This is a genomic window from Brucella grignonensis, assembly GCF_002252505.1.
Taxonomy (GTDB): domain Bacteria; phylum Pseudomonadota; class Alphaproteobacteria; order Rhizobiales; family Rhizobiaceae; genus Brucella; species Brucella grignonensis.
The window spans coordinates 150270-168710 of sequence record NZ_NNRL01000158.1 but is presented as its reverse complement, the minus strand read 5'-3'; the positions used below and the strand labels follow the sequence as shown (position 1 = coordinate 168710).

Here is an 18441-nt window from a genome sequence, read left to right as displayed (position 1 = left end):
TTTCGTTAGCTAGAGCGCGCATCTTTGTCCGAAAACCGTTTCACACTTTTCGGGATGCGCTCTAAATGCCAGCTTATGAATGCAAAGTTCAGTGACGGAAGTGGCGCATGCCGGTCATCACCATGGCAATACCGTGTTCGTCGGCAGCAGCGATCACTTCGTCATCGCGCATGGAACCACCCGGCTGGATGACAGCCGTGGCGCCTGCCTGAACAGCAGAAAGCAGGCCGTCAGCGAACGGGAAGAATGCGTCGGAAGCCACAACGCAGCCCTTGGTCAGCGGTTCCGCGAGACCGGCGGCTTCTGCGGCGTCTTCTGCCTTACGCGCAGCAATACGGGCCGAATCCACACGGCTCATCTGGCCTGCACCGATGCCGACTGTTGCACCGTCCTTGACATAGACAATGGCGTTTGACTTCACATGCTTGCCGACGCGGAAGGCGAATTTCATGTCGTTGAGTTCGGCTTCGCTTGGGCTCCGCTTGGTCACGACTTTCAGATCGAGATCGTCAACGACGCCATTGTCGCGGGACTGAACCAGCAGGCCGCCAGCAACTGTCTTGGCTGCGATACCTTTCGCACGTGGGTCAGGAAGACCGCCCGTTACCAGGAGACGCAGGTTCTTCTTGGCAGCAACGATGGCCTGTGCGCCTTCGGTAGCATCCGGTGCGATGATGACTTCGGTGAAGATCTTCACGATCTCTTCCGCAGCCTCTTCATCGAGCGTTTTATTGAGCGCAACAATACCGCCGAACGCCGAAACCGGATCGCAGGCGAGTGCCTTCAAATAAGCTTCCTTGATGGTGGCTGCTTCTGCAACGCCGCAAGGATTGGCGTGCTTGATGATGGCAACGGCTGCGGTACGGGCCGGATCAAATTCGGCGACGAGCTCAAAAGCTGCATCGGTATCGTTGATGTTGTTATAGGAAAGCTGCTTGCCCTGAAGCTGGGTTGCGGTCGCAACGCCCGGACGCTGTTCGCCGGTTAGATAGAAGCCAGCGGTCTGATGCGGGTTCTCACCATAGCGCATGACCGAATGCAGCTTGCCTGCAACCGAACGGTAGGTCGGGGTTTCCTCACTGATTGCTTCGGCAAACCAGTTGGAAATGGCTGCGTCATAGGCTGCTGTGCGCGAGAAGGCCTTGGCTGCGAGCTTTTTGCGGAAAGAAAGCTTGAGGGAACCCTCGTTCTTTTCTAGTTCGGCTACGACGTCTGCATAATCCGCTGGATCAACGACGGTTGCGACATAGGCGTGATTTTTTGCCGAAGCGCGGATCATGGCCGGGCCACCAATGTCGATATTTTCAACAGTGGTGTCGTAGTCGCCGCCCTTGAAGCGGACTTCTTCAAATGGGTAGAGATTGATGACAGCCAGATCGATACCGCCAATGCCGTGTGCTTCCATGGCTGCAACATGTTCAGGATCGTTGCGCACGGCGAGCAGGCCGCCGTGGACCGATGGATGCAGTGTCTTCACGCGTCCGTCCATGATTTCCGGGAAGCCGGTGACTTCTGAAACGTCCTTTACAGGAATGCCTTCTGCGGCAATCGACTTGGCGGTGCCGCCAGTCGAGAGGATTTCAACGCCATGGGCATGAAGCGCCTTGGCAAAATCGATGAGGCCGGTCTTGTCGGACACGGAAAGGAGGGCGCGGCGCACCCGATGAAGATCGGGAGCGGGAATATGCTTGGAGCTGACAGCCATAGGAAACGGTCTCTTCGTTGCTGAAGCGTTTTGCGTTCAGGAAGGGTGGGACGATGGCGAGTTAGCACAGGCGAGACGCGAATCATACCTTAAAACGCCGCAAGGCAGAGGCTTTGTGAATTAAGCGTAGCTTCCGATAGCGACGCGGCTGAATTGCCAGTTCACTTCCGGCAGGTCGGAAGCCGGAAATGACAGCACAATTTGCTTCGATGTTACGGGACCACGGAAACCGGCAAAGAAGATACTGTCTTCCAGTTGCGGGGTCACTTCGAAGCAGGAGAAAGCCCATGTGTCATCATGGGGTGCGCTCAGGATGATCAGACCATTTTCATCAAACGAGATATCGACCGACGGGTGAATATGAAAACGCACGGCGATATTATCGCGCCCGTTGGCTTTTAAAGCTTTGGCATCGCCACGATAGAAACGGTCGGCACCCTGAATGACGCTGCCATTGTGCGACAGCACCACGCGACGCTCGTGGAAAATTCCGAAGAGCCGGACGTAACCGTCATGGCTTGCGACAAACCCTTGCCGACCCATGTCTTCCACACGGTCACGCTGTACTTTGGTCGGCCCGGCAATGATCGGTGTGCCGATCATGTTGGAAAGGCCTGAATTCAAGCTGAAACGGCACGAGGATGTGTCGTTGATGGTGGCGGTAGAGTGGGCTGCGGTCGAACGGCCTAAAGGACGAAATTCCGGCGGGCCGAAACGGTCTATGCCGGAATTGACGATATAACGCTGACGTCCAGAGGACATTTCAAAGGCGAGACAGCCTGCATGGGCATCGCGCGAAGAGGTGACCGGCGGCGGTAACCCAGTGTCAGCGATGATCGTAGTAGCCCCCATCGACAGGCGTTCATAGCCGGAATAGGGCGCGTGGGTTAGTGGCGAGCCTGCGGTTTCATCATGGCGCAGCACTGAAATGATGCGTTCCGACATGGTTGGTCCGACGCCGTTGAACAGCGCAAGGCTTCCGTCCTGATGACGGAAGAAGCGGAGTGCCGGCAACATGCGTTCGACGGCTTCGATCAGCGCCTTGGGTGGTGCTTCCGTGCCATTGGCATAGGTTTGGCGCAGTGGCAGCAGGTCGGCGAGCAGTTCGAGAATAGTGACGGGATTGCGTGAGACGTGGCCACCATCAGGCAGGATCTGACGCTTCAGTTCATATTCGAGATTGCGGCGAGCAGCCCGCGCCGTCGGCGGCGAAACCGGGAGCGCAAGGGCCGCGAAGGCAAGCGCGATGCGGGCGCGAAGCCGTTCCTCACCGTCATCCATAGCCGAGGCTACTGTACGCAGATAGCGCACCTGCATGGCGAGTGAACGCATGAATTTGCGATAGGCAGGAAGTTCAGCGCCCGACAAAATCAGATTGGAATGCTGCAGCCATGCGATGATGCGTTGCGCTGTGACTTCCGGGGACCATGCTAGTCCACCGATGCGTTTTCCATAAAGGCGCATCCAGTCATCGAGCAAAGCACGCGCATTGGCGGTGGCAAGTTCGCTATTGGCGCTTTTAAGGTGACGCAGCCAGCTGAAGCTGTGAAGTGCTGCTTCCCACTCAGGTGTTGGTGGCTCGACGGCGAAAGGCGAGAGACCGCCAGTTTCGACAAGGCGACCGGCAAGCGCGAAGCGACCGTGATAAAACTCCTGAGCGAGTTGGGGGTCCGCAACGCGCAGATCGGGTGGAGCAATCAGAATGCGTTCCGGCGTGAAGCCGGTGAAACGCCAGCGGTAAAGCGGGCCCATGCGCAGACGGCGGCTGAACTTGCGCCAAGCCTGTGCAACAGCCAGTCCCCAAAGATGCGGGGTTTCGCTCAGCGCGACTGCCACCCTCTCGTTCTCCGTATTCAAATTCATTCGCAATGGACCCGATAAGGCAGGCCCGTCCTTTCATGGCATGATGTATCGAAATGCCGGTTTCCGGATTTCGGAATCATGCATTCTTAGAATCGTCGATAATGGTGAATCGAGTGTTAACCATAACGGGCGCAGCGCACCCGTTATCGCAAATTCATCGATTTTAATCAGTAGTTGCTAACTGACTAAAGCGCGTCGCAATTTATCGTATTCAAGAGCCGCTCTTTAAGTCTTTGTTTTCATGCATGTCGTTATTGGAAAACCGGTTCCCACTTTTCCGCGACATGCTTTAGGCTTTGCGTCTGAAACGGGCGGCGAAAAAGCCGTCCATGCCTGCCATATTCGGATTGCCATCGAATTTATCGGCAGGCAGATCGGCAGGGGTCGAACGCAGGAAGCCTTCTTCGGTAATCAGACCCTCAAATCCCGGGCAGTCATCTGCCGTGATCGGCCAGGCTTCAAGCGCGGGATTTTCGAGTGCCTTGCGCGCCATTTCCTCGCCTTCGAGCGGATGTAGCGAGCAATTGGAAAAGACAATCGTGCCACCGGGTTTTACCAAAGTGACAGAATGGGCAAGCAGTTTGGCCTGAAGGCTGGCGAGCTTTTCAACATCCTGCGGTGTCTTGGTCCATGGCACGTCGGGGTGACGGCGCACGGTGCCTGTGGATGAGCAGGGCGCATCGAGAAGGACTGCGTCGAACAACTCGTCCGGTGTGTACTCCATCAGATTGATGGCGACAGTGCGTGCCTTGTAACCAAGACGATCCAGATTGCCCTGAAGCCGCTTGAGACGGTTTTCCGAAAGATCAAGCGCCGTAACATCTGCGGCCTGCTGCACAAGCTGCGCGGTCTTGCCGCCGGGCGCTGCACAGAGATCAGCAACACGCTTGCCTTTGATGTCGCCCATCAAACGCGCAGGCAGGCTTGCGGCTGCATCCTGCACCCACCAGTCGCCCTCGGCAAAGCCGGGCAGATCGGTGAGGTTGCCTTCCACTGTCTCGAGACGGATCGAGCCGTTCGGCAGGGCAGTGCCACCCAGTTTCTCAGCCCATTCTTTGGGATCGCCCTTCACCGTGAAATCAATCGGCGGCTCATAAGCATGCATGGCGAGGATCGCTCCTGCTTTTTCCGCGCCATAAGCATCTGTGATGCTCTTTGCAAACCATTCCGGCACATTGGTTTCCGGCTCGAGCGTATGAGCGAGCGCGCGCTCTTTGTTGCGCGACAAGCGCCGCAGCAGCGCGTTGACGAGGCCAGCATATTTGCGATTGCGCGGATCGGCATTAGCCGCTTCGACCGCCAGATCAACCGCGGAATGATCGGGGAGGTTGAGGTAGAAAATCTGTGCGATGGCGACATGCAGCAGATGCTTGAGCGCGTGGGCATTTTCCGGCAACGGACGGTCGAGGCGCTTGTTTATGGCCCGTTCAATACTGCCACGATTGCGGAGCGCTGAACCAAGAATCGCGCGAACCAGCGCGCGGTCGCGTGGCTCCAGAGCCAGATATTGCGGATGACCGTGGCTATTATCAGTGAGGCCGTCGAGCGACGTGTTTTTTTCAATCACTGCACCAAGCAGGCGAGCCGCAGTCAGACGCGCGGCAAGACCGGGTCGCAATTGTTCAGCGCGGTCTGCGGCGTGTTTATGTGGTTGCGGCTTTTTATTTCCACGCTTTGGCGCAGCTTTTTTATCGTTCACGCTGTTCTACTTTATCTGACGCGCATCTTGCTTTCGCAACGCGCTTTTACGACCAAGGGCCCCGGTAGCCAGAATTGGAACCGGAACCGCCACTGTTGTTGTCGCTTGCATTACCACTAGTTTGTCCCCATGGGCCACTGCTTTGTGAAGATGCAGCAGGACGCTGCCTCATTCCAGCGGAGCGAATACCCATTTCAGCCGCCATTTGTTCAAGCGCTTGAATACGGTTATCGGTGTCCGGGTGGGTCGAAAACAGATTGTCTGCACCACGTCCGCTCAGCGGGTTGATGATAAACATATGGGCGGTTGCCGGGTTGTGTTCGGCTTCCTCATTAACAACAGACTTAGCGCCGCGGGCGATCTTGCCAAGGGCGGATGAGAGCCAGAGCGGGTTGCCACAGATTTCAGCGCCGCGACGGTCAGCAGCATATTCGCGTGTACGGCTTACCGCCATCTGCACAATCATGGCGGCGAATGGGGCAACGATCATGGCGAGGATCGTGCCGATTACGCCCATGATGCCATTGCCGTTTTCACGGTTACCACCAAGGAAGAAAGCGAAATTGCCGAGCATGGAGATCGCACCTGCAAGGGTAGCAACGATTGTCATGGTCAGCGTATCGCGGTTTTGAACGTGCGCCAGTTCATGCGCCATAACGCCTGCGACTTCTTCCGGTGTCAGGCGGTTGAGGAGGCCCGTCGTGGCTGCGACGGCTGCGTTTTCCGGGTTACGGCCCGTGGCAAAGGCATTGGGCTGGTCTTCGTGAATGATGTAAACCTTCGGCATAGGCAAACCGGCATTGGCTGCCAGCCCGCTCACCATGCGGTAATAGTCGGAGCCAGATCGCTCATCGACTTCCTGCGCATTGTACATGCGCAGCACCATCTTGTCAGAATTCCAGTAGCCAAACAGGTTCATGGCAACAGCAATGACCAGAGCGATCATCATGCCACCGCCGCCGCCCAACAAATAGCCGATGCTCATGAACATGACTGTCATGAGAGCAATCAGCATGGCAGTTTTCGTCATATTCATGCGTATAGGTCTCCAGTTCAGCGAGAATTGATCTCAAACAGGGTTTTGCTTGCCCACCAAGTTTAACTATATGATGGGTATGAAATGCCCAATCTTCAATAATGGGCTTGAATAACGGATCGCAAACAGATGACCGATAAGTTCAACGAACCCGCCAACGACGATAATGCCGAACCGCGCAAGTTTGATGATTTGCCAGCTGCAGCACAGCGCGCGCTCAAAGAAGCCGAAGAACGCCGCTCCACTGAGACGGCTGAAAAGCTCCCGCGAGAAATCGGCGGTCGCGGCGGCAAAGATCCTGCGCGTTTTGGCGACTGGGAGATTAAGGGTCGGACAATCGATTTTTAATCTCTGATCAGTCCGCCTTCTTTGCCAATCGTAAGAATTTCATTTGAAGGCGTGTTGATCCATTGAGCTTGGGTTGCGGGTTGAACGGTCTCTCGCCAAAGCCGCACGAGTTCGAACCCCATTGAATAACCAAGCCAACGGGGAAAGCGCCCTCTGCCAAAGAACCATTCAGCATGATTGTAGTCGGTAGATTGCAATTCTGCCACACTGGGGCGGTGCGCATTCAACACGTCAATATTGACTGCACTTTCCCATAGTTCCGACGGCGTATTCATCAGATATTGGACGAAATGACCTGCTAGGCCTTCGCTTACTAACGCCTCACCAAGTGTCCATCCATAGCCCGGACCAGCCATGCGCATGCAGTGGTGGGTTTCATGCAGCAATTGTCGCTGGAGCGTTCCATCTATAAGGCTTGGTTTAAAGTTGGGATTCTCCGGATCGAAATTTAGCGAAAATAACATGCTGTTGTGGGCTCGCCCCAAAATTCCGATCTCAGGAATTACATGTATTGAACGATCAAGAAGAGTATCGAACTTCGGAGGCAGAACGAAGTGTTCCAGAGTTCTGAAGGCCTCGGCGATTTCAATGGATATATGCTCCTGAAATTCTTCGAGTCCACCTGACGCAGTCAACCAATGTAGAAACCAGATATCTTTGAAGGGCGCGTCCATGTCCGTTTCCAATCATTGATTATCCGAAACTGAGTGTAAGAAACTTCAATACTCAGACAAGTCAAAGAAATGGGGAATATAAAAAGGCCGGGAAATCCCGGCCTTTTTGCTACTTCTTATTCTGACGATTTTCGATCAGGTCATCCACAACGCCCGGATCGGCCAGCGTCGAGGTATCGCCCAGTGCGCCGAACTCGTCTTCGGCGATCTTGCGCAGGATACGGCGCATGATCTTGCCCGAGCGGGTTTTTGGCAGGCCGGGCGAGAACTGGATCTTGTCCGGTGTGGCGATAGGGCCGATCTCCTTGCGCACGTGGCTTACCAGCTCCTTGCGCAGGGCGTCTTCGTCCTGAACTGCCTCGCCGGTCATCAGCGTGACATAGCAGTAAATGCCCTGTCCCTTGATCGGATGCGGGTAGCCCACGACAGCGGCTTCCGAAACCGAGTGATGCGAGACGAGTGCCGATTCGATTTCCGCCGTACCGAGGCGATGGCCGGAAATATTGAGCACGTCATCGACGCGGCCCGTGATCCAGTAATAACCGTCCTCATCGCGGCGGCAGCCGTCACCGGTGAAATACTTGCCTTTGTAAGTCGAGAAATAAGCTTCGATGAAGCGCTTGTGATCACCGTAAAGCGTACGCATCTGACCCGGCCAGCTATCGATGATGCAGAGATTGCCGTCCACAGCGCCCTCAACGACTGCCCCTTCGCTATCAACCAGTTCCGGCTTGATGCCGAAGAACGGACGCGTTGCCGAACCCGGCTTGAGGTCGGTTGCACCGGGCAATGGCGTAATCAGAATGCCGCCGGTTTCCGTTTGCCACCAGGTATCGACAATCGGTGAATGCTGATCGCCCACGACGTTGTAATACCATTCCCAGGCTTCCGGATTGATCGGTTCGCCGACCGAGCCAAGCAGGCGCAATGTCGAGCGCGATGAACGGGTAACGAATTCATCGCCCGCGCCCATCAGCGCACGGATTGCGGTTGGCGCGGTATAGAAGATGTTGACGTGGTGCTTGTCTATGACTTCCCAGAAACGACCCTGATCGGGGAAGTTCGGTACGCCTTCAAACATCAGCGTCGTCGCACCATTGGCGAGCGGTCCATAGACGATATAGGAATGGCCCGTCACCCAGCCCACGTCCGCTGTACACCAATAGATATCGCCGTCGTGATAGTCGAAGACATATTGATGTGTCATCGAAGCATAGACGAGATAGCCGCCAGTGGTGTGCAACACACCCTTCGGCTTGCCCGTCGAGCCCGAGGTGTAGAGGATGAAGAGCGGATCTTCCGCGTTCATTGGTTCAGGTTCGCAGGTCGGCTCAACACGTGCCACTTCCTGATGATACCAGAGATCGCGGCCCGGTCCCCAGCTGACCTTGCCGCCGGTGCGGCGCACGGTGAGAACCTTGTTGACGATGACATACTGCTTGGCAGCAATGTCGATGGCAGTGTCGGTGTTTTCCTTGAGTGGAACTGGCTTGCCGCCACGCACGCCCTCATCGGCGGTGATGACAAAAGTGGATTCGCAATCAACGATACGACCAGCAAGCGCTTCCGGCGAGAAACCGGCGAAGACGACCGAATGCACAGCGCCGATGCGCGCGCAGGCCAGCATCGCATAGGCCGCTTCCGGGATCATCGGCAGATAGATTGTGACGCGGTCGCCCTTCTTCACGCCGTGCTTCTTCAGCACATTGGCGAGGCGGCAGACATTTTCATAAAGCTCAAGATAGGTGATCTTCTTGTCGATGTACGGGTTGTCACCTTCCCAGATGATTGCAACCTTATCGCCACGGCTTTTCAGATGGCGATCGATACAATTGTAAGAGACGTTGGTGACGCCATCCTCATACCACTTGATCGATACGTCGCCGTTGAAATCGGTGTTTTTGACTTTGGTGAAAGGCTTGAACCAGTCAATCCGGCGGCCGTGCTTGGCCCAGAAGCCATCCGGGTCGGTCACGCTTTCATTGTACCATTCGAGATATTTCTCGTTGTCAATGAGCGTGTTCTTCTTTGCCCCCGGCAGAACGGGGTAAAGCTTTTCCGACATGTGTTCCTCCATAACTGTCCGGCGATCCTCCCGCCAGAATCGACAGCCGCATCGGGGCGAAGCCATCGCCAGACTCATCTACATTCCGTCGCGTCCAACGTAAATTAGACATTGGGATCGACTATGGTCCACAATGACGCAGCACAAAGATATGAACGGAGTGGCAGCACTCACACCGTATTATTGCTAACATATTGTTTTTACGTTTTAAAAACTATTCCGCGCGATTATAATTCCTGTCGGAGCCGCCGAATATTAATAATGGCTCTTCATAAAAAGGGGAAATCGCCATGACGACATCCGCTTTTATTTCAAAGTCTGCCTTTGAACTGCAACTCGCCGGTTACGGTTTGACGACGGCGAAAATCTTCTATCACATGCCTGATCATCCACATTTGCTGCAGCTTTTTGTCTGGCAGGACTATGATCTCGCGCCGGAATTTCCAGTGCTCAATCATTTCATAGAATTCTGGAAGGAAAAGATCGACGGGCCGTTGCACTCCGTCGCTTACGCGCATTGCCGGTTGCTCGGCCCATCTGACTGGAAGAACGTGCAGGGCGAGATTGTCCTGCACTAGGAGCATTTCCAGCAAAAGTGTGACGCGGTTTTGCGTAGGATAATGCGACAAAAACAAGCCGTAGGGGTGACAATTCAGGCGGGGCTGGTATAGCTCCGTCCGCCGAAGATAGCCGAGCCAACACGCACCGATGTCGCACCAAAGCCAACAGCGGTCTCAAAATCGCCCGACATGCCCATCGAGAGTTTGTCAACGTTGGCTTCACGCGCAAGCTTTTCCAGCAACGCGAAATGCGGCCCCGGATTTTCATCTGCAGGCGGGATGCACATCAGTCCCTCGATGGCGAGGCCATGCTCGTTACGACAACGCTTGACGAAGGCGACTGCTTCTTTTGGCGGGATGCCAGCCTTTTGTTCTTCAAGGCCGGTATTGACCTGCACATAGAGCTTCGGGCTTTTGCCCTGCTTTTTGATCTCGACGGCGAGGGCGGCTGCAATCTTTTCGCGGTCCACGGTTTCAATCACATCGAACAGCGCCACGGCGTCAGCTGCCTTGTTGGATTGTAATGGGCCGATCAGATGCAGCTCAATACCCGAATACGCTTCGCGCAGCGCTGGCCATTTGCCTTGTGCCTCCTGCACGCGGTTTTCGCCGAAGACCCGCTGGCCTGCGTCGAGGGCAGGGCGAATGTCCTCGGCCTCGAATGTTTTGGACACGGCAACGAGTGTCACAGAGCCCTTATCGCGGCGTGCTTCTTCTTCGGCATTGGCAATGACAGCCTTGACCTTGTTCAGGTTCGCTACAATATCTGACATGAAACTCTCGCTTTCAGGCTTTTCATCCGCAAAAGGTTGACGCTTTCGCCAATACGTGGTGAAGGTCGCCATTAATGACGACTCTCCTTATTGCATCATCTTCGTACGAGTAAATACGCTCATGGCAGCCGAACGTTATAATCCGCGCGTGGCGGAAGCTCATTGGCAGAAAATCTGGGAAGAAAACCGGACTTTCGAAACCGACAACAGCGATCCCCGCGAGAAGTACTACGTGCTCGAAATGTTCCCCTATCCATCGGGGCGCATTCACATGGGCCATGTGCGCAACTATGCGATGGGGGACGTGGTCGCTCGCTACAAGCGCGCCAAGGGTTTCAACGTGCTTCATCCGATGGGGTGGGACGCGTTTGGTATGCCTGCTGAAAACGCCGCCATGCAGAACAAGGTCCATCCGAAAGAATGGACCTATCAGAACATCGCCACAATGAAGCGCCAGCTGAAGTCGATGGGTCTGTCGCTCGACTGGTCGCGTGAATTTGCGACCTGCGATGTTGAATATTATCATCGCCAGCAGATGCTGTTCATCGACCTGTTTGAAAAAGGTCTGGTGACGCGCAAGACTTCCAAGGTGAACTGGGACCCGGTCGACAACACTGTGCTTGCCAATGAGCAGGTGGTGGACGGTCGCGGCTGGCGTTCGGGCGCGCTGGTCGAACAGCGCGAGCTGACACAGTGGTTCTTCAAGATCACCGATTTCAGCGAGGAATTGCTGGCCGGTCTCGATACGCTCGACCAGTGGCCGGAAAAGGTTCGCCTGATGCAGCGCAACTGGATCGGCAAGTCGGAAGGCCTGCAGGTTCGTTTCGCGCTCGACGAAAACACGGCGCCTGCCGGTTTCTCGGAAGTTGAAGTCTACACGACACGCCCGGACACACTGTTCGGTGCATCTTTCGTGGCGATCTCGGCGGATCATCCGCTGGCGAAGAAGCTTGCCGAAAACAATGCCTCGCTCACCGGCTTCATCGATGAGTGCCATCAGCATGGCACGTCGCTTGCAGCGCTTGAAACCGCTGAAAAGAAGGGTTTCGATACCGGCATCAAGGTCAAGCACCCATTTGATGAAAACTGGGAGCTGCCGCTTTATGTCGCCAACTTCGTGCTGATGGAATATGGCACGGGCGCTGTGTTCGGCTGCCCTGCGCATGATCAGCGCGATCTGGATTTTGCCAATAAGTATGCGCTGAAAGTGACGCCGGTTGTTCTGCCGAAGGGCGAGGACGCTGCAAGCTTCAGCGTTGGTGAGACTGCTTTCACCGAAGATGGCGTGATGATCAATTCACGCTTCCTCGACGGTATGACGCCTGAGGCTGCTTTCGCGGAAGTGGCTGATCGCCTTGAAAAGACCGAGCTCGATGGTCGCTCGCAAGCTCAACGCAAGGTGCAGTTCCGTCTGCGTGACTGGGGTATTTCGCGTCAGCGTTACTGGGGTTGCCCGATCCCGATGATCCATTGCGAAAGCTGTGGCGTCAATCCGGTGCCGCGTGCCGATCTTCCAGTCAAGCTGCCGGATGATGTCGAGTTTGACCGTCCGGGCAATCCGCTCGACCGTCACGCGACCTGGCGTCATGTGAAGTGCCCGAAATGCGGCGGCGAAGCCCGTCGCGAAACCGATACGATGGATACGTTCGTGGATTCGTCGTGGTATTACACGCGCTTCACTGCTCCTTGGGAAAACGAGCCGACGGATCGTGCGGTTGCCGATCACTGGTTGCCGGTCGATCAGTATATTGGTGGCGTAGAGCACGCGATCCTGCATTTGCTCTACTCGCGCTTCTTCACCCGCGCCATGAAAGTGGCGGGTCATGTCGGCATTGATGAACCGTTCAAGGGCTTGTTCACGCAAGGCATGGTGGTTCACGAGACCTATAAGTCTGATGGTCAGTGGGTGGCACCTGCCGATATTCGCATTGACGACGTTGACGGCAAGCGTATCGCCACCATGCTCGATAGCGGTGCTCCGGTCGATATTGGTTCGATTGAGAAGATGTCGAAGTCGAAGAAGAATGTGGTCGATCCCGACGACATTATTTCTTCTTACGGTGCAGATACGGCACGTTGGTTCATGCTGTCCGATTCTCCTCCGGAGCGCGATGTGATCTGGACGGAAGCTGGTGCTGAAGGCGCACATCGTTTCGTGCAGCGCGTCTGGCGTCTGGTGTCTGAAGCAGCACCTGCGCTGAAAGACGTTGCACCAAAGTCTGGCACGGACGGCGACGCGCTTGCTATTTCAAAGGCTGTGCATAAGGCCGTTCAGGCTGTTGGCGACGACATTGAAAAGCTCGCTTTCAATCGTGCGGTTGCGCGTCTTTATGAGTTGGTGAATGCGCTTGCAGCATCGTTGCAGCTGGCTGCCTCGGGCAAGGCTGACGATCAGTTGAAGGGGGCTCTGCGTGAAGCCACCGAAATGCTGGTTCTGATGGTTGCACCGATGATGCCGCATTTGGCCGAACAGTGCCTGACGGAGCTGGGTGGCAAGATCACCGGCAAGGACACGCTGGCTGCAACGGCGGCATGGCCATCGTTTAATGCAGCGATGATCGTGGAAAACGAGATTATTTTACCGGTGCAGATCAATGGCAAGAAGCGTGGGGATTTGACAATCGCCCGCGACGCTGATCAAGCTACAATCCAGCAGGCGGTGCTCGAACTTGACTTTGTCAAGACTGCGCTCGATGGGGGCTCGCCGAAGAAGATCATCGTGGTGCCGCAAAGGATCGTCAATGTCGTTGCTTGATCGTTTCATTTCCGCATTCAAAGCTTTTCGCGTCGCAATCGCTGCTCTAGGGGCAGCGATGCTGATCGCAGGCTGTACCGTGCAACCGCTTTATTCGTCGGGTGGTGCTGGCGGCACAATCGGTGGCAGTGTCACACCGGATATGCGCAGCAAGCTTGCGTCGGTGGCGATTGATCCGGCTGGTGATGTGTTTCAGCAGCAGGTTCGTAACCGTCTGATCTTTTTGCTCAGCGGTGGAGCAGGTGAAGCTGCGGCCCCGAACTATCGCCTCAGCCTTGGTCTGAGCACCAACACGCTGAGTGCAGTGAGTGTGGATGTCGGCGATCAGACAGACCGTACCGGCCGTCCATCGGCTGGTATCGTCAAGGCGACATCGAACTATGTGTTGCGTGACAAGGACGGCAAGCCTCTTGTCTCGGGTACGCGCACGGCTGGTGCATCTTTCGATCGTCCACGTCAGGAATTTGCTAACCTGCGTGCTCAGCGCGACGCGACCAAGCGCGCAGCGGAGGAGCTGGCAGAGCAGGTATTCCTATCACTTGCGATGCAGATGTCGAAGCTCTGAGCGTGTCAGCTCGATTGAGTTTGAAAAGGCGGCGCATTCTGTGCCGCCTTTTCTATTCAAGCGCCGTGCGTCCTTTTGGAAAGTACGATGCATAGTCAGAGGAAATCATGCGGCTCGTTTCATTCACGGCAAAAGGCTATCGCTCGCTTCGGTCTGTCCGGTTTGATCTGGGGCAGGTCACGGTCTTTGTCGGTGAAAATGGTGCGGGAAAGTCCAATCTTTATCGCGCTCTTCAGTTGGTGAAGGCAGCCGCTGAAGGCACATTTTCAACTGAGATTGTGCGTGAAGGCGGCATGCAATCGGCCATGTGGGGCGGAACTCGACGCAAGCATGAACAGGCCCGAATCATTCTGGAAGCCGAGTTTGAAGATGAGCGGCTTGCATCACGTTTGTCTTATCGGGTTGAGGCAGGTTTGCCGCCCCCGGTATCGGGTGCTTTTCCGTTTGAGCCGCAGATCAAGGAAGAGCAGCTCAATCTTGACACCGGGCGACGTCCGGTTGATCTGATGGACCGCAAAGGACCAGCAGTTTTTGCGCGTGACGGGGAGGGGCGGCGAACCGAGCACCCGAGCCGCCTTTTAACATCGGAGAGCGGTCTTTCCGTCTTGGGACAGTCAGGGCATTATCCGGAGATTGGTGATCTCGCAGCGCAAATGCGCGGCTGGCGCTTCTATCATGGCTTCAGAAGCGACCGCGATGCACCTGTGCGTCAGCCATCAATTGCCGCGACCGCCGCGATGCTCAATGAGGACGGTAGCAATCTGGCTTCGGTCTTTGCGACGCTTGCCCATATCCGTCAGGATACGGTCGATCTTGATCATCTGATTGCCGATGCGCTGGAAGGTGCCAAGCTGGTCATTCCGTATCCGGAAGAAACCGCAACATTTGGCCTCAATTTTCCGGCCTTTCCGCCGCGCGTTTTTCGTCCGGGCGAGTTGTCCGACGGACAGATACGTCTGCTCGCGCTTGCAGGCGCGCTTTTGTCCTATCGTTTGCCGCCGCTGATAGCATTGAACGAACCAGAAGCAAGCCTGCACCCGAATATGATCCCTTCGCTTGCGAAGATGATTGCGCAGGCGTCTCAGCGCAGCCAGATCTGGGTGGTGACGCATTCAGCCCGGCTGGCCGAGGCGATTACCGAATATTGCGGCAGCAGGCCGATCCGTGTCGCCAAGCATGATGGCGAAACAGAGTTGGGATAAACAAAAACGGCAGATCAATGATCCGCCGTTTTATCTCAATCAGCTTACAGATTAAGCGATCTGCTTTAAGCGATCTTCTGGCCAGTCTTCGCCCAGTCGGCGAGGAAGGCTTCGAGGCCCTTGTCGGTCAGCGGATGCTTGACGAGTGCCTTAAGCGTTGCCGGAGGTGCGGTAACGACATCGGCGCCGATGAGGGCAGCTTCCTTCACGTGGTTTACGGTGCGAACCGAAGCCGCAAGGATTTCGGTGCGGAAATCGTAATTGTCGAAGATGGTGCGGATTTCAGCGATCAGTTCCATGCCGTTGACGCCCATGTCATCGATGCGACCGATGAATGGCGAAACAAAGGTAGCACCAGCCTTAGCGGCGAGCAGAGCCTGATTGGCCGAGAAGCAGAGCGTCACGTTGGTCTTGTGGCCATCGGACGTCAGTGCCTTACAAGCCTTGAGGCCATCGAGCGTCAGTGGAAGCTTGATGCAGATATTGTCTGCGATCTTGGCAATCACTGCTGCTTCCCTCATGATCTGCTCGTATTCGGTCGCAGCAACTTCAGCCGAAACCGGGCCCTTGACGAAGGAGCAGATTTCTTTCGTTACTTCGAGAATGTTGCGGCCAGACTTGAGGATCAGCGATGGATTGGTGGTCACGCCATCGACCAGTCCAAGATCGTTGAGTTCGCGGATTTCCTTGACGTCCGCAGTGTCGACGAAAAACTTCATAACAGCGTTCCTCCATAATGAGCGCGGGTGTTGAGGGAAACTAAATCCATTTAATTCCCGGAAGGTGGCTTTTCTTTAGCGCAAAGCCACGCCAAGGTCACGCAATCATGTCGAAAGATTCGCACGATATTTTGAGCCTCTTTGCGGAACCCACTCCGAGTGTGGTGCCGGTGCTTGTACCCATGCCCGCCGAGCGGCCTTATTCATATATGGTGCCAGAGGGAATGCGTGTCCAGCCCGGCTCGATTGTGCGCGTGCCATTGGGACCGCGTGAGGTTGCGGGGATCGTTTGCGATGGCGCGACCGATGCGGTGGATGCCAAAAAGCTCCGCGCAATTTCTGAGGTTTTTGATTGCCCGCCAGTCGATCCGGAGATGTTGCGCTTCATGCGCTGGGCCGCTGATTACACGCTTTCACCACCCGGAATGGTGGCGCGCATGGTGCTGCGGGCACCCGCAGCCTTTGATCCGGAACCTGCTGTTCCGGGTCTTCGTTATAGGGGTGGCGAGCCGGAACGTATGACCGATGCCCGCGCCCGCGTCATGGAACTAGCGCGCGACGGACTTGCGTGGACGCGTTCAGGCCTTGCCCATGCAGCCGGCGTTTCGCTGACTGTTGTCGATGGCTTGAAAACGCAAGGCATTTTTGAGGAAGTGATGCTTCCGCCGCCTGCGGTGGTCGCCACACCTGATACCGATTACGCACGAGCGACGCTGTCGGAAGATCAACAGGCTGCAGCCGAAATGCTGGCCGAATCGGTAGAGGCAGATTGTTTTTCGGTTTCGCTTCTCGATGGCGTGACAGGCTCGGGCAAAACGGAAGTGTATTTCGAGGCGGTTGCCAAGGCGCTGGATCAAGGCAAGCAGGTGCTGATTCTCTTGCCTGAAATTGCGCTCACGCAGCAGTTTCTCGACCGCTTTCATGATCGTTTCGGGGCAAAGCCCGCCGAATGGCATTCCGATCTTGCACCGCGGACGCGCGAGCGTGTCTGGCGGCAAGTGGCAGAAGGCACGGTGCGTGTCGTGGCTGGTGCGCGATCTGCCCTGTTTTTGCCGTTCAAAGAGCTTGGGCTGATCGTGGTCGATGAAGAACATGACCCGGCTTACAAACAGGAAGATCGCGTCTTCTATAATGCGCGCGATATGGCCGTCGTGCGCGGCCATATTGGCGGTTTTCCGGTGATATTGGCATCAGCAACACCTTCTATCGAGAGCCAGGTGAATGCCGATCAGGGGCGCTACAAGCGAATCAAGCTCTATGGTCGCTATGCGGAAGCAGCACTTCCGATACTGAAGACCATTGATATGCGGCGCTCTCCTCCACCGCCGGGACGGTTTTTGTCGCCAGCACTCACGGAAGCTGTGGGAAAGACGGTTGAGCGGGGTGAGCAGGCTCTGCTGTTTCTCAACCGTCGCGGTTATGCGCCGCTGACGCTTTGTCGGGTGTGCGGTCATCGTTTCCAGTGTCCGCAATGCTCAAGCTGGCTAGTCGAGCATCGTTTTCGTGGTCAGCTCATGTGCCATCAGTGTGGCTATCATGAGCCGGTGCCGGAAGCCTGCCCGGAATGCGGTACGCTTGACCATCTGGTTGCCTGTGGTCCGGGTGTTGAACGTATCGCAGAAGAAGTGGCCGCGACCTTTCCTGAGGCTCGAATCATAGTGCTTTCGTCTGATATGGCGGGTGGCGTGAAGCGCTTGCGGCTTGAGCTTGATGCTATCGCTAAAGGCGAGGCGGATATCGTTATTGGCACGCAGCTTGTCGCAAAAGGCCATAATTTTCCCAACATGACGCTCGTCGGCGTCGTGGATGCTGACCTTGGGCTTGCGAATGGCGATCCGCGTGCAGCCGAACGCACATTCCAGTTACTTAATCAGGTAACAGGGCGCGCTGGGCGCACAGGTCGCAAGAGCCTTGGTTTGCTTCAGACCTATCAGCCTGATCATCCCGTGATGCGCGCAATTGTCAGTGGCGATTCGGAAACATTTTATGCCCGCGAAATCGAAGAGCGGGAGCGCAGTGTGTTGCCGCCCTTCGGTCGTCTCGCAGCGCTTATCATTTCAGCCGATAATCGACCCGATGCTGAAAATCACGCACGGGCATTGCGCCGTGCTGCGCCTGCGTCGCCGGAGATTTCAGTGCTTGGGCCTGCGGAAGCGCCGCTCGCGCTGGTGCGTGGCCGACATCGGTTCCGTATCCTCGTCCACGGTACAAAACGCGCGGATATTCAAGGGTTTATCCGGGCATTGCTGGCTGCTGCTCCTAAGGAGCGCGGTTCTATAAGAGTGCAGGTGGATATTGATCCGCAGAGCTTCCTTTAGTTACGTGTCCACCAAAAATAGAAGTCAGGAAAAAAGATTTGCATCTCTAGTGACTAGAGGATGTAGCCTGTGCCTCATACACTTTTTAAGGTTTTTGAAAAATGATGAGATACAGCCGAATTTCCAAAAAACAACACGTAAGAAACGGTAGTCGCCTTT

General features: G+C 55.7%; 14 protein-coding genes. 6 read left to right on the top strand and 8 right to left on the bottom strand.

Going from position 1 to position 18441, the window contains the following annotated elements; translation table 11 throughout:
• Positions 1–88: 88 nt before the first annotated feature.
• The 4 genes from purH to htpX form a co-directional block, all read right to left on the bottom strand.
• Positions 89–1705 carry a bifunctional phosphoribosylaminoimidazolecarboxamide formyltransferase/IMP cyclohydrolase gene (gene purH, locus CEV33_RS10430; RefSeq protein WP_094540424.1) on the bottom strand — a complete coding sequence of 539 codons (1617 nt, stop codon included), beginning with the start codon at positions 1703–1705 and terminating at the stop codon, positions 89–91.
• Positions 1706–1825: 120 nt separating this feature from the next.
• A complete protein-coding gene (locus CEV33_RS10425; protein WP_167388146.1) occupies positions 1826–3541 on the bottom strand; it encodes a heparinase II/III family protein in 1716 nt (571 codons plus the stop codon).
• A 316-nt stretch (positions 3542–3857) separates the two neighbouring features.
• Entirely contained in the window at positions 3858–5267 is a 1410-nt protein-coding gene (locus tag CEV33_RS10420) for an RsmB/NOP family class I SAM-dependent RNA methyltransferase (protein ID WP_094540422.1), read from the bottom strand.
• 46 nt (positions 5268–5313) lie between these two features.
• A complete protein-coding gene (htpX, locus tag CEV33_RS10415) occupies positions 5314–6303 on the bottom strand; it encodes a zinc metalloprotease HtpX (protein WP_094540421.1) in 990 nt (329 codons plus the stop codon).
• A gap of 129 nt (positions 6304–6432) precedes the next feature.
• Between htpX and CEV33_RS10410 the strand changes: the two genes are divergently transcribed.
• Positions 6433–6651, top strand: a complete 219-nt coding sequence (locus CEV33_RS10410) for a DUF1674 domain-containing protein (RefSeq protein ID WP_094540420.1) — start codon at positions 6433–6435, stop codon at positions 6649–6651.
• On the opposite strand, the gene CEV33_RS10405 is transcribed toward CEV33_RS10410, so the two are convergent.
• Both CEV33_RS10405 and acs read right to left on the bottom strand, forming a co-directional pair.
• Positions 6648–7325, bottom strand: coding sequence for a DUF2268 domain-containing putative Zn-dependent protease (locus tag CEV33_RS10405; RefSeq protein ID WP_094540419.1), 678 nt, complete (start codon positions 7323–7325; stop codon positions 6648–6650). The two genes, CEV33_RS10410 and CEV33_RS10405, sit on opposite strands and share 4 nt — an antisense overlap.
• Positions 7326–7434: 109 nt before the next feature.
• The gene (gene acs / locus CEV33_RS10400; RefSeq protein ID WP_094540418.1) at positions 7435–9390 is read right to left on the bottom strand and encodes an acetate--CoA ligase; all 1956 of its coding nucleotides are present in this window, start codon (positions 9388–9390) and stop codon (positions 7435–7437) included.
• Positions 9391–9680: 290 nt separating this feature from the next.
• Between acs and CEV33_RS10395 the strand changes: the two genes are divergently transcribed.
• The gene (locus CEV33_RS10395) at positions 9681–9968 is read left to right on the top strand and encodes an usg protein (protein ID WP_094540417.1); all 288 of its coding nucleotides are present in this window, start codon (positions 9681–9683) and stop codon (positions 9966–9968) included.
• A 74-nt stretch (positions 9969–10042) separates the two neighbouring features.
• Here CEV33_RS10395 and CEV33_RS10390 read toward each other — a convergent pair whose 3' ends face one another.
• Positions 10043–10723, bottom strand: coding sequence for a YggS family pyridoxal phosphate-dependent enzyme (locus CEV33_RS10390; RefSeq protein ID WP_094540490.1), 681 nt, complete (start codon positions 10721–10723; stop codon positions 10043–10045).
• Positions 10724–10844: 121 nt separating this feature from the next.
• On the opposite strand from CEV33_RS10390, the gene leuS reads away from it, so the two are divergent.
• The 3 genes from leuS (at position 10845) to CEV33_RS10375 (ending at position 15245) form a co-directional block, all read left to right on the top strand.
• Entirely contained in the window at positions 10845–13478 is a 2634-nt protein-coding gene (leuS, locus tag CEV33_RS10385; protein ID WP_094540416.1) for a leucine--tRNA ligase, read from the top strand.
• Positions 13465–14043, top strand: coding sequence for an LPS assembly lipoprotein LptE (gene lptE, locus CEV33_RS10380; RefSeq protein WP_094540415.1), 579 nt, complete (start codon positions 13465–13467; stop codon positions 14041–14043). The genes leuS and lptE overlap by 14 nt, the downstream gene beginning before the upstream one ends.
• Before the next feature lie 107 nt (positions 14044–14150).
• Positions 14151–15245 carry an AAA family ATPase gene (locus CEV33_RS10375; protein ID WP_094540414.1) on the top strand — a complete coding sequence of 365 codons (1095 nt, stop codon included), beginning with the start codon at positions 14151–14153 and terminating at the stop codon, positions 15243–15245.
• Positions 15246–15310: 65 nt separating this feature from the next.
• Here CEV33_RS10375 and fsa read toward each other — a convergent pair whose 3' ends face one another.
• A complete protein-coding gene (gene fsa / locus CEV33_RS10370) occupies positions 15311–15964 on the bottom strand; it encodes a fructose-6-phosphate aldolase (RefSeq protein ID WP_094540413.1) in 654 nt (217 codons plus the stop codon).
• A 107-nt stretch (positions 15965–16071) separates the two neighbouring features.
• Between fsa and CEV33_RS10365 the strand changes: the two genes are divergently transcribed.
• Complete coding sequence (locus CEV33_RS10365) at positions 16072–18282, top strand: primosomal protein N' (protein WP_094540412.1); 2211 nt, start codon at positions 16072–16074, stop codon at positions 18280–18282.
• The last annotated feature ends 159 nt before the right edge of the window (positions 18283–18441 follow it).

What these genes read in the sequence shown, in the direction of transcription:
- purH (WP_094540424.1), bottom strand. Translation starts at nt 1,705, where the DNA reads ATGGCTGTCAGCTCCAAGCATATTCCCGCTCCCGATCTTCATCGGGTG.
- CEV33_RS10365 (WP_094540412.1), top strand. Translation starts at nt 16,072, where the DNA reads ATGTCGAAAGATTCGCACGATATTTTGAGCCTCTTTGCGGAACCCACT.
- fsa (WP_094540413.1), bottom strand. Translation starts at nt 15,964, where the DNA reads ATGAAGTTTTTCGTCGACACTGCGGACGTCAAGGAAATCCGCGAACTC.
- lptE (WP_094540415.1), top strand. Translation starts at nt 13,465, where the DNA reads ATGTCGTTGCTTGATCGTTTCATTTCCGCATTCAAAGCTTTTCGCGTC.
- CEV33_RS10390 (WP_094540490.1), bottom strand. Translation starts at nt 10,723, where the DNA reads ATGTCAGATATTGTAGCGAACCTGAACAAGGTCAAGGCTGTCATTGCC.
- leuS (WP_094540416.1), top strand. Translation starts at nt 10,845, where the DNA reads ATGGCAGCCGAACGTTATAATCCGCGCGTGGCGGAAGCTCATTGGCAG.
- CEV33_RS10405 (WP_094540419.1), bottom strand. Translation starts at nt 7,325, where the DNA reads ATGGACGCGCCCTTCAAAGATATCTGGTTTCTACATTGGTTGACTGCG.
- acs (WP_094540418.1), bottom strand. Translation starts at nt 9,390, where the DNA reads ATGTCGGAAAAGCTTTACCCCGTTCTGCCGGGGGCAAAGAAGAACACG.
- CEV33_RS10375 (WP_094540414.1), top strand. Translation starts at nt 14,151, where the DNA reads ATGCGGCTCGTTTCATTCACGGCAAAAGGCTATCGCTCGCTTCGGTCT.
- CEV33_RS10410 (WP_094540420.1), top strand. Translation starts at nt 6,433, where the DNA reads ATGACCGATAAGTTCAACGAACCCGCCAACGACGATAATGCCGAACCG.
- CEV33_RS10395 (WP_094540417.1), top strand. Translation starts at nt 9,681, where the DNA reads ATGACGACATCCGCTTTTATTTCAAAGTCTGCCTTTGAACTGCAACTC.
- htpX (WP_094540421.1), bottom strand. Translation starts at nt 6,303, where the DNA reads ATGAATATGACGAAAACTGCCATGCTGATTGCTCTCATGACAGTCATG.